Annotated in this window: 9 protein-coding genes (1 of these 9 running past the window's edge); 4 read left to right on the top strand and 5 right to left on the bottom strand. The window is 67.6% G+C overall.

What is annotated here, in order from left to right:
* Positions 1–5: 5 nt before the first annotated feature.
* The 3 genes from ABNQ40_RS30825 to ABNQ40_RS30815 are packed head-to-tail and all read right to left on the bottom strand — an operon-like array spanning position 6 to position 2,204.
* Positions 6–827 (bottom strand): transporter substrate-binding domain-containing protein, encoded by an 822-nt coding sequence (locus tag ABNQ40_RS30825; protein ID WP_109048218.1) that lies wholly within the window; start codon positions 825–827, stop codon positions 6–8.
* Positions 828–862: 35 nt separating this feature from the next.
* Positions 863–1,516, bottom strand: a complete 654-nt coding sequence (locus tag ABNQ40_RS30820; protein ID WP_109048219.1) for an amino acid ABC transporter permease — start codon at positions 1,514–1,516, stop codon at positions 863–865.
* Positions 1,517–1,529: 13 nt separating this feature from the next.
* Positions 1,530–2,204: an amino acid ABC transporter permease gene (locus ABNQ40_RS30815; RefSeq protein ID WP_109048220.1), complete on the bottom strand. Its 675-nt coding sequence runs from the start codon at positions 2,202–2,204 to the stop codon at positions 1,530–1,532.
* Positions 2,205–2,554: 350 nt separating this feature from the next.
* Here ABNQ40_RS30815 and ABNQ40_RS30810 point away from each other — a divergent pair, with 350 nt between their 5' ends.
* Positions 2,555–4,027 carry an MFS transporter gene (locus tag ABNQ40_RS30810; protein WP_109048222.1) on the top strand — a complete coding sequence of 491 codons (1,473 nt, stop codon included), beginning with the start codon at positions 2,555–2,557 and terminating at the stop codon, positions 4,025–4,027.
* Between the two features lie 28 nt (positions 4,028–4,055).
* Here the strand turns inward: ABNQ40_RS30810 and ABNQ40_RS30805 are convergent, their stop codons facing one another.
* Positions 4,056–4,787, bottom strand: a complete 732-nt coding sequence (locus ABNQ40_RS30805; protein ID WP_247879592.1) for a TetR/AcrR family transcriptional regulator — start codon at positions 4,785–4,787, stop codon at positions 4,056–4,058.
* 275 nt (positions 4,788–5,062) lie between these two features.
* Here ABNQ40_RS30805 and ABNQ40_RS30800 point away from each other — a divergent pair, with 275 nt between their 5' ends.
* The gene (locus tag ABNQ40_RS30800; protein WP_098735421.1) at positions 5,063–6,268 is read left to right on the top strand and encodes an efflux RND transporter periplasmic adaptor subunit; all 1,206 of its coding nucleotides are present in this window, start codon (positions 5,063–5,065) and stop codon (positions 6,266–6,268) included.
* A 17-nt stretch (positions 6,269–6,285) separates the two neighbouring features.
* The gene (locus ABNQ40_RS30795; RefSeq protein ID WP_109048223.1) at positions 6,286–9,438 is read left to right on the top strand and encodes an efflux RND transporter permease subunit; all 3,153 of its coding nucleotides are present in this window, start codon (positions 6,286–6,288) and stop codon (positions 9,436–9,438) included.
* 136 nt (positions 9,439–9,574) lie between these two features.
* Here ABNQ40_RS30795 and ABNQ40_RS30790 read toward each other — a convergent pair whose 3' ends face one another.
* Complete coding sequence (locus ABNQ40_RS30790; protein ID WP_109048224.1) at positions 9,575–12,337, bottom strand: PAS domain-containing protein; 2,763 nt, start codon at positions 12,335–12,337, stop codon at positions 9,575–9,577.
* A 240-nt stretch (positions 12,338–12,577) separates the two neighbouring features.
* Here ABNQ40_RS30790 and ABNQ40_RS30785 point away from each other — a divergent pair, with 240 nt between their 5' ends.
* Positions 12,578–13,497: the 5' portion of a sodium:proton antiporter gene (locus ABNQ40_RS30785; protein ID WP_109048225.1), read on the top strand. 337 nt of this gene lie beyond the right edge of the window; only the first 920 of its 1,257 coding nucleotides appear in the window; the start codon lies at positions 12,578–12,580; its stop codon lies beyond the right edge, outside the window.

Genomic DNA, 13,497 nt, shown 5'->3' with positions numbered 1-13,497 from the left:
CTGATTTATGACTTGCTGGCGGTGACCGCCGCCGGCAGGTCGGTGCCCAGCCACTTCTGGTGGATGGCGTTCAGCTCGCCGTTCTTCTTCACGGTGTCGAGGAAGCCGTTGACCCAGCCCATCAGCTTGTCCTGGCCCTGGCGCAGGGCCACGCCCTGGACCTGGCTCTTCAGGACGAACTTCATCTCGTAATTGGCCTGGGGCGCCATCGTCTTGATCTGCTGGGCCACCACGTTGCTGACGCCCAGCGCATCGACCTGACCGGACAGCAGGGCCTGCACGGCGCTGGCGTCGTCGTCGAAGCGCATGATGCGGGCGTCCTTCGGCGCCACCGCGGTCAGCGACTGGTCCTGGGTGCTGGCGCGGGCGACGCCGACGCTCTTGCCCGACAGATCCTCGGCCTTCGCGACCGTCGACTTCTGCGTGGCGAGCAGCCCGATCTCGATGGCGGCATAGGGCTCGGAGAAGGCGACCTGCTTGGCCCGCTCCGGCGTGATGCCGAGCGAGGCGACCAGAACGTCGACCTTGCCGGTCAGCAGGTAGGGGATGCGGTTCGGCCCGGTCACCGGCACGATGTCCACCGGCACGCCCATGTGCTTGGCCATCAGCTTGGCGACGTCGGCGTCATAGCCATCCGGCTTGCCGTCCGAGCTGGTGATGCCGAAGGGCGGGAAATCGACCAGCATGCCGATGGTCAGCTTGCCCTTGCCCTTGATGTCCTCGACGCTCTGGGCGTGTGCCGTGGCGGTCAGGCCGCCAAAAGCAGTTGCGGCGGCGGTCATCAGGGCGCCGGCGACGACGAGGCGGCGGGTGACGGTGAAGGCCATGGGTGTTTCCTCCGAGTGCGGGTGTTTTTTGAGGTTTAGCGAGACGGGGCGGCGTAGCGGGCTTCCAGCCGCTGGCTCAGCAGCGACAGCGGCCAGCACAGCGCGAAATAGATCGCGGCGACGATGCCGAAGACCAGGAAGGGCTGGAAGGTGGCGTTGTTGACGATCTGGCCGGCGCGGGTCAGCTCGACGAAGCCGATGATGGCGGCCAGCGAGGTGCCCTTGATCACCTGAACCAGATAGCCCACGGTCGGCGGCACCGCGACCTTCACCGCCTGCGGCAGGATCACATAGCGCATCAGGCCGGGATAGCGCAGGCCGAGCGACGAGGCCGCCTCCCACTGGCCGCGCGGCACCGACTGGATGCAGCCGCGCCAGATCTCGCCGAGGAAGGCGCTGGTGTTCAGCGTCAGCCCGACCGCCGCGGCGACCCACGGGCTCATGTCGATGCCGATCACGGTGGCGCCGAAGAAGACGAGGAACAGCTGCATCAGCAGCGGCGTGCCCTGGAACAGCTGGATGTAGCCGGTGGCGAGCAGGCGCAGCGGCTTCACGTCGGACGTGCGGCCGAGCGCCACGAACAGCCCGACGATGCCGCCGCCGATGAAGGCGATGACCGACAGCATCAGCGTCCATTGCACGGCGCTGAGCAGGAACAGGAATTCGTTGTACCCGAAGGCGCGGATCATCGCTCGGTCCCCCTCAGCGCCGGTCAATCGAATAGGCGAAGGCCAGCCGGTAGATGCCGGCGAACAGGGCCGAGAACATCAGCGCCAGCACCAGATAGACGCCGGTCACGACGATGTAGATCTCGAAGCTGCGGAAGGTCTGCGACTGGATGTTGTTGGCGACCGAGGTCAGCTCGTCGGCGGAGATGGCGGACACCACGCTGGAACTCAGCATCAGCAGGATGAACTGGCTGGTCAGCGCCGGGTAGACCGTGCGCAGGGCCGGCTTCAGCACGATGTAGCGGAAGACCTGCAGCGGCCTGAGGCCCAGCGCCAGCCCGGCTTCGATCTGGCCCTTGTGGATGGATTCGATGCCGGCGCGGATGATCTCGGTGGCGTAGGCGCCGACATTGACGACCATCGCGATCATCGCCGCCACGTCCGGCGACAGCCGGAGCCCGACCGTCGGCAGCCCGAAGAAGATCAGGAAGATCTGCACCAGGAAGGGCGTGTTGCGGATGACCTCGATGTAGACATTGATCGCCCAGCGCACCGGCTTCGGCCCGGAGGTCTTGCCGAGCGCGCAGAGGATGGCGACCACCATACCGATGGCCATGGCGCCGAACGACAGCCTGACGGTCAGCCATGCCCCGTCGAGCAGATAGTCCCAGGACGCGAACACCGCGTCGAATTGAAAATCATAGGTCACGGGCGTTCCTCCGCACCCGCATCGCGCCGTCTTCCGGGAGGTGCTTCCGGAAGGCCTGGCGTCGCACGGGTTGCCTTTGTCCGCTCAAGTCTTCTCGTCCGGGAGTCCTGCCCGGACCGCAGGACGCATTTCTGCGCTCCAACTGCCGACACACGCTAATTGGATCGATCCAAAAGCGCAATGGGAAATGAGGAGAGTCACGACAATTCGCATGCCAGATATTTGACGGCACCCTGCGGGTTCGGAAACCTTTCGGCGGCACGCCGTGTTTTCACAGGCACGACATCTGCCGCCAGCCTCGAGGAGCCAGCCCGACATGACCGCTGCCCCGACATGACCGCTGCCCCGACATGACCGTTGCAAAGAGCGCCGCCGCGGTGAGCAGTCTGGTGCCGGCCCGGATGGACCGGCTACCCTGGGCGCGCTTCCACTGGATGGTGGTGATCGGGCTGGGGGTGAGCTGGATCCTGGACGGCATCGAAATCCAGCTGATCTCGGCCTCCGGCTATAAGGAGAGCCTCGGCATGTCGAGTGCCGAGGTCGGGCTGGCCGGCACCATCTATCTGATGGGGCAGGTGGTGGGCGCGCTGGTGTTCGGCCGGCTGACCGACCGCTGGGGACGGAAACGGCTGTTCATCACCACGCTGGCGCTCTACCTGATCGCGTCCGGCATCGCCGGTTTCGCCTGGACGCCCTGGTTCCTCTATGTCTGGCGCTTCATCGCCGGGATGGGCATCGGCGGCGAATATGCCGCCGTCAACTCGGCGATCGACGAGCTGATCCCCGCGCGCTTCCGCGGCCGGGTCGACATCGCCGTCAACGGCACCTATTGGGCAGGCGCGATGATCGGCGCGGTCGGCAGCGTCTTCCTGCTCGACCATTCGCTGGTCCCGGAGAATCTCGGCTGGCGCATCGCCTTCTTCATCGGCCCGCTGCTGGGTCTGATCATCATCCAGTTGCGCCGGCACATCCCGGAAAGCCCGCGCTGGATGGTCACCCACGGCAGGGAGGCGGAGGCCGAGCGCATCGTCGACGACATCGAGGCCAGCGTGCGCGAACAGGGCAAGAGTCTGACGCCGGTCGACCCGAAGCGCGCCATGCACATCGTTCCGGAGGATTCGGTGTCCTACGCGCAGCTGGTCGACGTCTTTTTCCGGCAGTACCCGACGCGCACCGTCCTGGGCGTGACGATGATGGTGACGCAGTCATTCCTCTACAACGCGATCTTCTTCACCTACGCGCTGGTCCTGCAGAATTTCTACCATCTCGACCCGTCGCGGACGGCGCTCTACTTCTTCCCCTTCGCCGCCGGCAACCTGATCGGGCCGCTGCTGCTGGGGCCGCTGTTCGACACGGTGGGGCGGCGCCGGATGATCTTCGGCACCTATCTGCTGGCGGGGGTCGTGCTGCTGGTCTCCGCCTTCCTGTTCCGCCAGGGGGTGTTGACCGCGAACACGCACACGGTCTTCTGGTGCGTCTCCTTCTTCTTCGCCTCGGCCGGGGCGTCGTCGGCCTATCTGACGGTCAGCGAGATCTTCCCGCTGGAGGTCCGGGCGCAGGCGATCTCCTATTTCTTCGCCATCGCCCAGGTGGTGGGCTCCACCGGCCCGCTGCTGTTCGGCTGCCTGGTGGGGGAGGGGACGGAGCGCGACCCGCTGTTCTGGGGCTATGTGCTGGGATCGGTGGTGATGATGGTCGGCGGGGTGGTGGCGCTGGTCTATGGCGTCGACGCCGAAGGCAAGGGGCTGGAGGACATCGCCGAACCGCTGACCAAGGCCGGCCGCGCCCACGGGGTGGTAGATACGGCGGCGGAGACGATTTGAAAGGCGACGATTTGAGGTTCCCCTCTCCTCAGCCCGCCTTGGTCACCCTCGCGCACGCCCCGTTCAGGAAGAGGCGCACCGCCTGCCGGACATAGCGGTCGAGGTCGGGGATGGCCGGCGCGCTCTGCGGCAGGATCAGGCGGCGGACCAGCAGGTTGCCGGTGACCATGCCCAGGAAGGCCTGCGCGGCGGCGGCCGGATCGTCGATGCTGAGATCGCCGCTGTCCGACAGCCGTTTCAGATAGTCGGCCAGCCGGGCGATGGCGTTCTCCGGCCCGATGCGGAAGAAGGCCTCGGTGATGTCGGGCACGCGGTCGCCCTCCGCGATCAGGATGCGGACGGTGGCGGTCGTCTCCTCGTTCAGCAGGGCCTTGACCAGATGCAGCGCGAAGGCGGTCAACCCGGCTTCCGGCGTCACCCGCTCATCGGCCTGGGCGGGGGCGAGGCCGGAGAGGATCATGGCGTTGTCCTCCTCCATGATGGCGCGGAACAGCCCCTCCTTGTCGCCGAAATGCTCGTACAGCGTGGCGCGGGAGCCGCCGGCGACGGCGATGATGTCGCTCAGCGTCGTCTTCCCGAAGCCCTTCTCGACGAACAGGCGCCGCGCCGCCGTCAGGATCGCCTGCCGGCGCGCCAGGCCGCGCGGCCCGCAGGTGGCCGGCCCGCAAGTCGGTCCGGCAGTGGCGCTGGTCGGCGGGTGCCCGATCCCGGCCTTCTCTATCGGGGCCTTCTCGATCTGGGCCTTTTGGCTGCTGGTCATCTTGCGTTTCCCTCCGTCCCGGGCCGCGATCCGGCACATTCTGCAAAAAGGACGTGGGGGTTCCCGGTGACTTCCCATGTTCCGGCCCCATATCGGGCATTTGCGGAACCCCCTTGCGCGGTGCAGCATTCTGAATGTATCGTCTGGTACACTGTACTGTATGAGACAGTACTAAGCAACGGGGATGTGCCGGACCGCCTGACCCCGCAGCGTATAGAAGAGCGTGCAGCAGGGAGACGGGTCCGCCGACGTGCGGCGCCGAGACGAGGAAACAGATGTCCAGTTCCAAGCCATTCATGACGCTGGCCGCTGCGGCCTGCCTGATCGCGGTGCTTGCCGGCTGCAACCAGCAGAAGCAGGCATCCGGCCAACCCCAGGGTGCCGGCGGCCCGCCCGAGGTCTCGGTCGCCACCATCGAGCCGCAGCGCCTGCCGGTGACCACCGAGCTTCCGGGCCGCACCGCCCCCTACCGGGTGGCGGAAATCCGCCCGCAGGTCAGCGGCATCGTGCTGAAGCGCCTGTTCCGCGAGGGCAGCGAGGTCAAGGCGGGCGATCAGCTCTATCAGATCGATCCCGCCACCTACGAGGCGTCGCTGGCGAGCGCCCAGGCCGACGTGCAGAAGGCGGAGGCCAATCTCCAGGCCGCCCGCAACAAGGCGTCGCGCTATGGCGATCTGGTCAAGAACAGCGTGGTCAGCAAGCAGGACTTCGACGACGTCCAGGCCTCGCTGAAGCAGAACGAGGCGCAGGTCGCCTCCGCCAAGGCCGCCTACAACCTTGCCAGCATCAACCTGAACTACACCAAGGTCTTCGCCCCCATCTCCGGCCGTATCGGCAAGTCGGCGGTGACGGAAGGCGCCCTGGTCACCTCCAACCAGGCGACGGCGCTCGCCACCATCCAGCAGTTCGACCCGATCTATGTCGACGTGACGCAGACCGCCTCGCAGCTGATGAAGCTGCGCGAGGACATGGAGACCGGCCGCATCCGCCCGGCGGAACCCGGCAAGATCCCGGTGACGCTGTTCCTGAACAGCAACGCCAGCGGTGACGACACCGCCTATCCGGCGAAGGGCGAGCTGCAATTCGCCGACGTGACGGTGGATTCCGGCACCAGCTCGGTCCAGCTGCGCGCGGTCTTCCCCAACCCGAACAAGCAGCTGCTGCCGGGCCTGTTCGTCCGCGCCCGCGTCGAGCAGGGTGTGGCGGAGAATGCCATCACCGTGCCGCAGGCCGCGGTCGCCCGCTCGCCGGACGGCTCCGCCCGCGTCTGGGTGGTGGGCGCCGACAACAAGGCGACCCCGCGCACCATCAAGACCGAACGCCCGGTCGGCAATGTCTGGCTGGTGTCGGACGGGCTGGCCCCCGGCGAGCGCGTGGTGGTGGAGGGCCTGCAGAAGCTGAAGCCGGGTGCCGAGGTGAAGCCGGTGCCCGCCCAGAACGCGCTGGCCGCATTGCCTGAAAAGGCCGCCTCGGCCCGCTGATCCCAGGAACCGCCCCCATGTCGAAATTCTTCATCGACCGCCCGGTCTTCGCCTGGGTCATCGCCATCGTCATCATGATGGCGGGCGCCCTGGCGATCCTGCGGCTGCCCGTCGAGCAATATCCGAAGATCGCGCCGCCGACGGTGTCGATCACCGCCAGCTATCCCGGCGCCTCGGCCAAGACGCTGGAGGACACGGTCACCCAGGTCATCGAACAGAAGATGACCGGGCTCGACCATTTCCGCTACATGTCCTCCAACAGCGACTCCTCCGGCAACGTCACCATCACCCTGACCTTCGAGCCGGAGGCCAACCCCGACATCGCCCAGGTGCAGGTCCAGAACAAGCTGCAGCTGGCGACGCCGCTGCTGCCGCAGGAGGTCCAGCAGCGCGGCATCCAGGTGTCGAAGGCCGGCAACGACTTCCTGCTGGTGGTCGGTTTCGTGTCCAGCGACGGGCGCCTCAGCCAGGGCGACATCGCCGACTACGTCACCTCCAACCTTCAGGACACGCTGAGCCGCGTCGAAGGCGTCGGCGACATCACCGTCTTCGGGCCGCAGCATGCCATGCGCATCTGGCTCGACCCCGACGCGCTGAACAACTTCGCGCTGACCACCACCGACGTCTCCAACGCGATCAAGACCCAGAACGCCCAGGTCTCCGCCGGCCAGCTCGGCGGCGCTCCGGCGGTCCAGGGCCAGCAGATCAACGCCACCATCAGCGCCCAGTCGCGGCTCCAGACGCCGGAGCAGTTCGGCGCCATCCTGCTGCGCGTGAACCCCGACGGGTCGCAGGTGCGGCTGCGCGACGTGGCGCGGATCGAGATCGGGTCCGAGACCTACGAGATCAACGCCGCCTACAACGGCAAGCCGGCGGCCGGCGTCGGCATCAAGCTGGCGACCGGGGCCAACGCGCTGAACACCGCCGCCGCGGTCAAGGCGCGGGTGGCGGAGCTTCAGCCCTTCTTCCCGGCGGGCATCGAGGTCATCTACCCCTACGACACGACGCCCTTCGTCCAGCTGTCGATCCACGAGGTGATCAAGACGCTGTTCGAGGCCATCGTCCTCGTCTTCGTCGTGATGTACCTGTTCCTCCAGAATTTCCGCGCGACGCTGATCCCGACCATCGCGGTTCCGGTGGTGCTGCTCGGCACCTTCGGCGTGATGTCGGCCTTCGGCTTCTCCATCAACGTGCTGACGATGTTCGGCATGGTGCTGGCGATCGGCCTGCTGGTCGACGACGCCATCGTCGTGGTGGAGAATGTCGAGCGCGTGATGGGCGAGGAGGGGCTCCCCCCGCGCGAGGCGACGCGCAAGTCGATGGACCAGATCACCGGCGCGCTGGTCGGCATCGCGCTGGTGCTGTCGGCGGTGTTCGTGCCGATGGCCTTCTTCGGCGGGTCGGCCGGCGCCATCTACCGCCAGTTCTCGCTGACCATCGTCTCGGCGATGGCGCTGTCGGTGCTGGTCGCCCTCGTCCTGACCCCGGCGCTCTGCGCCACCCTGCTGAAGCCGGTCGCCGGCCATGGGGAAGGGCACGGCCATGCCCGCGGCGGCTTCTTCGGCCTGTTCAACCGCGGCTTCGATGCCGGCAGCCGGGTCTATGTCCGCGGCGTGCGCGGCGCGGTCAACCGGCTGGGCCGCTACTTCATCGCTTATGCGCTGATCCTGGGCGGGCTGGGCTATCTGTTCGTGCAGATGCCGTCCTCCTTCCTGCCGACGGAGGATCGCGGCCAGCTGTTCGTGCTGTGGTCGGCACCGCCGAACGCCAGTTCGCAGCGCACGGCCGAGACCGCCAAGGCCGTCACCGCCTATATGCTGGAAAAGGAGAAGGACAGCGTCGAGGGCCTGTTCACCATCGTCGGCTTCAACTTCTCCGGCCGCGGCCAGAATGCCGGCATGGCCTTCGTCCGGCTGAAGGACTGGAGCGAACGCACCCAGGCGTCGCAGAAGCCGCAGGCCATCGCCGGCCGGGTGATGGGGGCGATGTCGAAGCTGAAGGACGCGGTGCTCTTCTCCTTCCTGCCGCCGTCGGTTCCCGGCCTCGGCAACGCCACCGGCTTCGACCTTCAGCTGGTCGACCGCGGCGGGCTGGGCCATGACCGGCTGATGCAGGCGCGCAACCAGCTGCTGGGTGCGGCGGCGCAGAACCCGAAGCTGGTCGGCGTCCGTCCCAACGGGCTGGAGGACACCCCGCAGTTCAAGCTGGACATCGACCGCGAAAAGGCGAGCGCGCTCGGCCTGTCGCTCAGCGACATCAACACGACGCTGTCGGCGGCCTGGGGCTCGTCCTACGTCAACGACTTCATCGACCAGGGCCGGGTGAAGAAGGTCTATCTCCAGGCCGACGCGCCCTACCGCATGCAGCCCAGCGACATCGACCGCTGGTATGTGCGCAATGCCAGCGGCCAGATGGTTCCCTTCTCCGCCTTCACCACGGCGCAGTGGATCTACGGCTCGCCGAAGCTGGAGCGCTACAATGGCTCCTCCTCGGTGAACATCCAGGGATCGGCCGCACCGGGCATCAGCTCGGGCGAGGCGATGGCCGAGATGGAGACGCTGATGCAGAAGCTGCCGCCGGGCATCGGCTACGAGTGGACCGGCCTGTCCTACGAGGAGCGGCTCAGCGGCTCGCAGGCGCCGGCGCTCTACGCCCTGTCGATGATCATCGTCTTCCTCTGCCTCGCCGCCCTGTACGAGAGCTGGTCGGTCCCGGTGTCGGTCATCATGGTGGTGCCGCTGGGCGTCATCGGCGCCGTCATCGCGGCGACGCTGCGCGGCCTGCCGAGCGACGTCTATTTCCAGGTCGGCCTGCTGACCACCATCGGCCTGTCGGCGAAGAACGCCATCCTGATCGTGGAGTTCGCCAAGGCGCTCTACGACCAGGGGATGGAGTTGAAGGAAGCCGCGGCGGAGGCCTGCCGTCAGCGCCTGCGTCCCATCATCATGACCTCGATGGCCTTCATCCTCGGCGTGCTGCCGCTGGCGATCAGCACCGGCGCCGGGTCGGAAAGCCAGAACGCCATCGGCGTCGGCGTGATGGGCGGCATGATCTCCGCCACCGTGCTGGCGGTGCTGTTCGTGCCGGTCTTCTTCGTCGCCGTCTACCGGCTGTTCGTCCGCCGCCGCCCCGGTCACGGCGCCATGCCGCAGCCGGCGGCGGGGGACTGAGGGGGGCTGCGCTACCCCTCGAGAAATCTCCCTCTCCCCCCGGGGAGAGGGTCGGGGTGAGGGGGACGCAAGGTGTGGATTTTCTAGGGGAGCGGGGAGTGCGCGATGCTTGAAGATCCTCGCTTTGCTCCCCCCCTCACCCTAACCCTCTCCCCGGGGGGGGAGAGGGGACCTCCGTCAGCAGCGTGTCCAGCACCTCGACCAGATGGTCGATGCGGTAGGGTTTCGGCAGCACCATCACGCCGGTGGCGCGGGCGACCTCCTCGCTGTAGCCGGTCGCCAGAACGACGGGCAGATCCGGCCGGAGCCGCTGCGCGCTGCGCGCCAGGTCGACGCCGCTCATGGTGCCGGGCATCACCACGTCGCTGAACAGCAGGTCGAAGCCGCCGGCCTCCAGCAGGGGCAGCGCCTCGTCGGCGGTGGCGGCACGGGTGACGGTGAAGCCGGCATCCTCCAGCGCGGTCGCCACGGTCAGCGCGACGATGGGGTCGTCCTCCACCACCAGCACATGGCCGCCGGCCCGGCTGGCGCCGGCCTCCGCCATCGGTTCGGCCGCCGTCGCCGGGGCGGTGCCCGACCGGCGGATCAGCAGGCCGACGACGGTGCCGCGCCCTTCCTCGCTCTCGATCCAGACGGTTCCGCCGGAATGGCGGGCAAAGCCGTAGACCTGCGACAGCCCGAGCCCGCTGCCCTTGCCGATCTCCTTGGTGGTGAAGAAGGGATCGAAGGCGCGCGCCTGCACATCGGCCGGCATGCCGGTGCCGGTGTCGCTCACCGTCAGCCGGACGAATTCCCCCGACAGCCCATTGGGCGCCTGCGGATCGCCGTGCGTCAGGGTGACGTTGGCCGCCCGGATCGACAGCATGCCGCCGTCCGGCATCGCATCGCGCGCGTTGACCACGAGGTTCAGCAGGGCCAGTTCCAGCTGCGTCGCATCGACCTCCACCGGCCAGAGCCCGGTGGCGAAGTCCACCTCCAGCCGGATGTCGGCGCGCAGGGCCCGGTTCAGCAGTTCCGACATGCCGAGCACGCGGTCGCGCAGATCGACCGTCTCCGGCCGCAGGGCCTGCCGGCGGGCGAAGGCCATCAGTTGCTGCACCAGCTTGGCGCCGCGGTCCACCGCCTGCCGCCCGGCATCGACCAGCGGCTGGATGCGCGTGCCCTCCGCCCGTTTCTCGATCATGTGCAGGCAGCCGGACAGCGCCTGGAGCAGGTTGTTGAAGTCATGGGCGACGCCGCCGGTCATCTGGCCCAGCGCCTCGGTCTTCTGCGTCTGCAACAGCGCGATCTGGACGCGCTCGCGCTCCGCCACCTCCTCGGCGACGCGGGCCTCCAGCGTGGTGTTGAGCTGCTGCAATTCCTCCTCGGCCCGCTTCGCCTCGGTGACGTCGCTGCCCTCGACGAACAGGCCGGTGACGCGGCCATCCTCATCCTTGATCGGCTGATAGACGAAGGTGAGGAAGCGCTCCTCCAGCGGCCCGCCCGGCCGGCGCTGGAAACTGATGGGCATGTTGCGCCCGACGAAGGTCTCGCCGCTGGCATACACGCGGTCGAGCAATTCGAAGAAGCCCTGGCCCTCCACCTCCGGCAGCGCGTCCCGCGCCGGGCGGTCCACCAGATCCTGGCGGCCGACCAGCTGCATGTAGGTGTCGTTCGCCAGTTCGAAGACATGGTCCGGCCCGCGCAGCACGCACATGAAGCCCGGCGCTTGGCGGAACAGGGTGCGCAGCCGCTCCCCCTCCGCCGCCAGCCGGGCGTTGGCGGCCACCACCGCGGCGCGTTCGCGGATCAGCGCCGTGTTGGCGGCCCGCAAGGCCGCCTCGGCAAGCGCGCGCTCGACCGCGGCCCAGGTCCGTTCGGCCACATCCTCCGCCAGGGCGGCGTCGGTTTCGGTCCAGTGGCGCGCCTCGCCCTCGTGCAGGTAGAGGATGGCCGTCAGCTGTCCCGCCTTCAGCAGAGGCACGACCAGCAGCGCCCGCGCCCCGATCCCGGCGAATGCCGCCGCCGGCCCGCTTCCGCTGGTGCGGAGGTCGGTGGCGACGTCGTCGACGCGCAGCGTGTATCCCGCCCGCAACTCGGCGATCAGCGCCGGGCCGAAGCTGTCGAGCGGCCGGGACTGGCCGGCGAGGCTTTCCACCCCACTGTCGCTCCAGTCCCGGTCCACCGAAATCATGCTTCCGGTCGGATCGATCCGGCCATAGCCGGCCCGCGCCACCCGCAGATGGCGACCGATGGCTTCGGCGGCGGCGGCGGTGATGCCGACCGGATCGTTCATCCCGCGCAGCTTCTCCGCCAGATCGAGCTGGAAGGTCAGCCGCTGTTCGGCCAGCACGCGGGCGGTGTTCTCGGTGCAGGCGCAGAACATTCCGGCGACGCGGTCGGTTTCGTCGCGGACCGGGCTGTAGGAGAAGGTGAAATAGGTCTCCTCGCGATAGCCGTGCCGCTCCATGACCAGCAGCCGGTCCTCATGATAGGTCGCCTCGCCTGCAAGCGCCCGCACCACCAGGGGGACCAGATCCCCCCAGATGTCGGCCCACACCTCGGCGAAGGGGCGGCCCAGCGCCTCTGGCTTGTCGCCCAGGATCGGACGGTAGCTGTCGTTGTAGAGAAAGGTCAGCTCCGGCCCCCAGACCGCAAACATCGGGAAGCTGGAGGTCAGCATCAGGTTGACGATGGTGCGCAGCGACTGAGGCCAGTCTTCCGGCCGGCCTAGCGGAGTCGCCGACCAGTCCATTTCCCGCATCCGGCGGCCCATCTCCCCGCCGCCGGTAAAGACGTCCGGACCGCTGCGGATCCCTCTTTCCGTACCGTTGGGGCTTTCCGCGCCGCCGGTTGCGCGGCCGGGAACCGCGGATTGCCGCAGCCTTGCGGCATCCTGCCAGACGGGATCGGCCATCATGCGACCGATATCGCCGCCGCAGCGGCAGGCAGACGATAGGCATCGATTGGAGGAAACATAAGGATCCCTGCACAGATCATGGCGCAAGAATAGGCATTCGCAACAGGGGAAGCAATCAGCACCCTCTAGCCATTTGGGAGTAGTTTGCTCGAATCCTCATGCGGACGCGACATTCGCACCTCTGCCGATGTTGTCGAGATCATCGTAGCCGGCAAATTTTTATTTTTCCGGAGAACGCCTATGGGTCCGTTCCAACTCTCCGCCATATTGCTGACCCTGGCGGCGATCTTCGGCTTCATCAATCACAAGTGGCTGAGGCTGCCCAACACCATTGCGCTGTTCTTCCAAGGGCTGGCTCTGGCGCTGCTGGTGAGCGGCATCGACGTGGTGGGTTCCAGCCTGGGCGTGGCCGACTGGATGCGCGGTCTGATCGACCAGATCAGCCTGCCGGTGATCCTGCTCGACGGCATTCTCAGCCTGCTGCTCTACACCGCCGCGGTGAACGAGGATCTGGGCTCCCTGCTGAATCGGAAATGGACGGTTCTGGCGCTGGCGACCGTGAGCGTCCTGCTGTTCACCGGCCTGATGGGGCTGGGGCTATACGTCCTCTTCCAACTGGTCGGCATCGGGGTGCCGCTGATCTGGTGCCTGGTGCTGGGGGCGGCCGTGGCGCCGACCGATCCGGTGGCGGTGCATGGCATTCTGGGTAGGCTGCCGGTTCCGGACACCTTGCGGTCGGTGATCTCCGGCGAAAGCCTGTTCAACGACGGCGCCGGTGTGGTGCTCTTCGTCACGCTGCTCCACCTCGCGACCGGCAGCGACCAGGAGATGACGGTGGGAGAGGCCGCGCTGGACTTCCTGAAAGAGGCCGTTGGCGGTGCGGCGCTGGGTTTCGTCTGCGGCTGGATCGCCTATCAGGCGAAACGGCGGGTCAACGAGAGCGTGGTGGAGCTGACAATCTCGCTGGCGCTCGTGCTGGGCACCTATTCGCTGGCCAGCCGGCTCGGCCTTTCCGGCCCCATCGCCGTCGTGGTCGCCGGCCTGCTGATCGGGTCCACGACCGGGCGCCATGTGTACAGCGACGAGAGCCGCCGCGATCTTCACGCGGTCTGGTCGATGATCGACGCCGTGCTGAATTCGCTGCTGTTCCTGCTGGTGGG

It is taken from the genome of Azospirillum sp. A23 (assembly GCF_042938965.1).
GTDB lineage: Bacteria > Pseudomonadota > Alphaproteobacteria > Azospirillales > Azospirillaceae > Azospirillum > Azospirillum melinis.
The sequence above is the reverse complement of the archived record's forward strand: the minus strand, read 5'-3'. Positions and strand labels throughout refer to the sequence as shown.

Excerpts from the sequence above, each read along its gene's own strand:
- ABNQ40_RS30790 (WP_109048224.1), bottom strand. The coding sequence starts at position 12,337 with ATGATGGCCGATCCCGTCTGGCAGGATGCCGCAAGGCTGCGGCAATCC.
- ABNQ40_RS30820 (WP_109048219.1), bottom strand. The coding sequence starts at position 1,516 with ATGATCCGCGCCTTCGGGTACAACGAATTCCTGTTCCTGCTCAGCGCC.
- ABNQ40_RS30825 (WP_109048218.1), bottom strand. The coding sequence starts at position 827 with ATGGCCTTCACCGTCACCCGCCGCCTCGTCGTCGCCGGCGCCCTGATG.
- ABNQ40_RS30800 (WP_098735421.1), top strand. The coding sequence starts at position 5,063 with ATGTCCAGTTCCAAGCCATTCATGACGCTGGCCGCTGCGGCCTGCCTG.
- ABNQ40_RS30805 (WP_247879592.1), bottom strand. The coding sequence starts at position 4,787 with ATGACCAGCAGCCAAAAGGCCCAGATCGAGAAGGCCCCGATAGAGAAG.
- ABNQ40_RS30795 (WP_109048223.1), top strand. The coding sequence starts at position 6,286 with ATGTCGAAATTCTTCATCGACCGCCCGGTCTTCGCCTGGGTCATCGCC.
- ABNQ40_RS30810 (WP_109048222.1), top strand. The coding sequence starts at position 2,555 with ATGACCGTTGCAAAGAGCGCCGCCGCGGTGAGCAGTCTGGTGCCGGCC.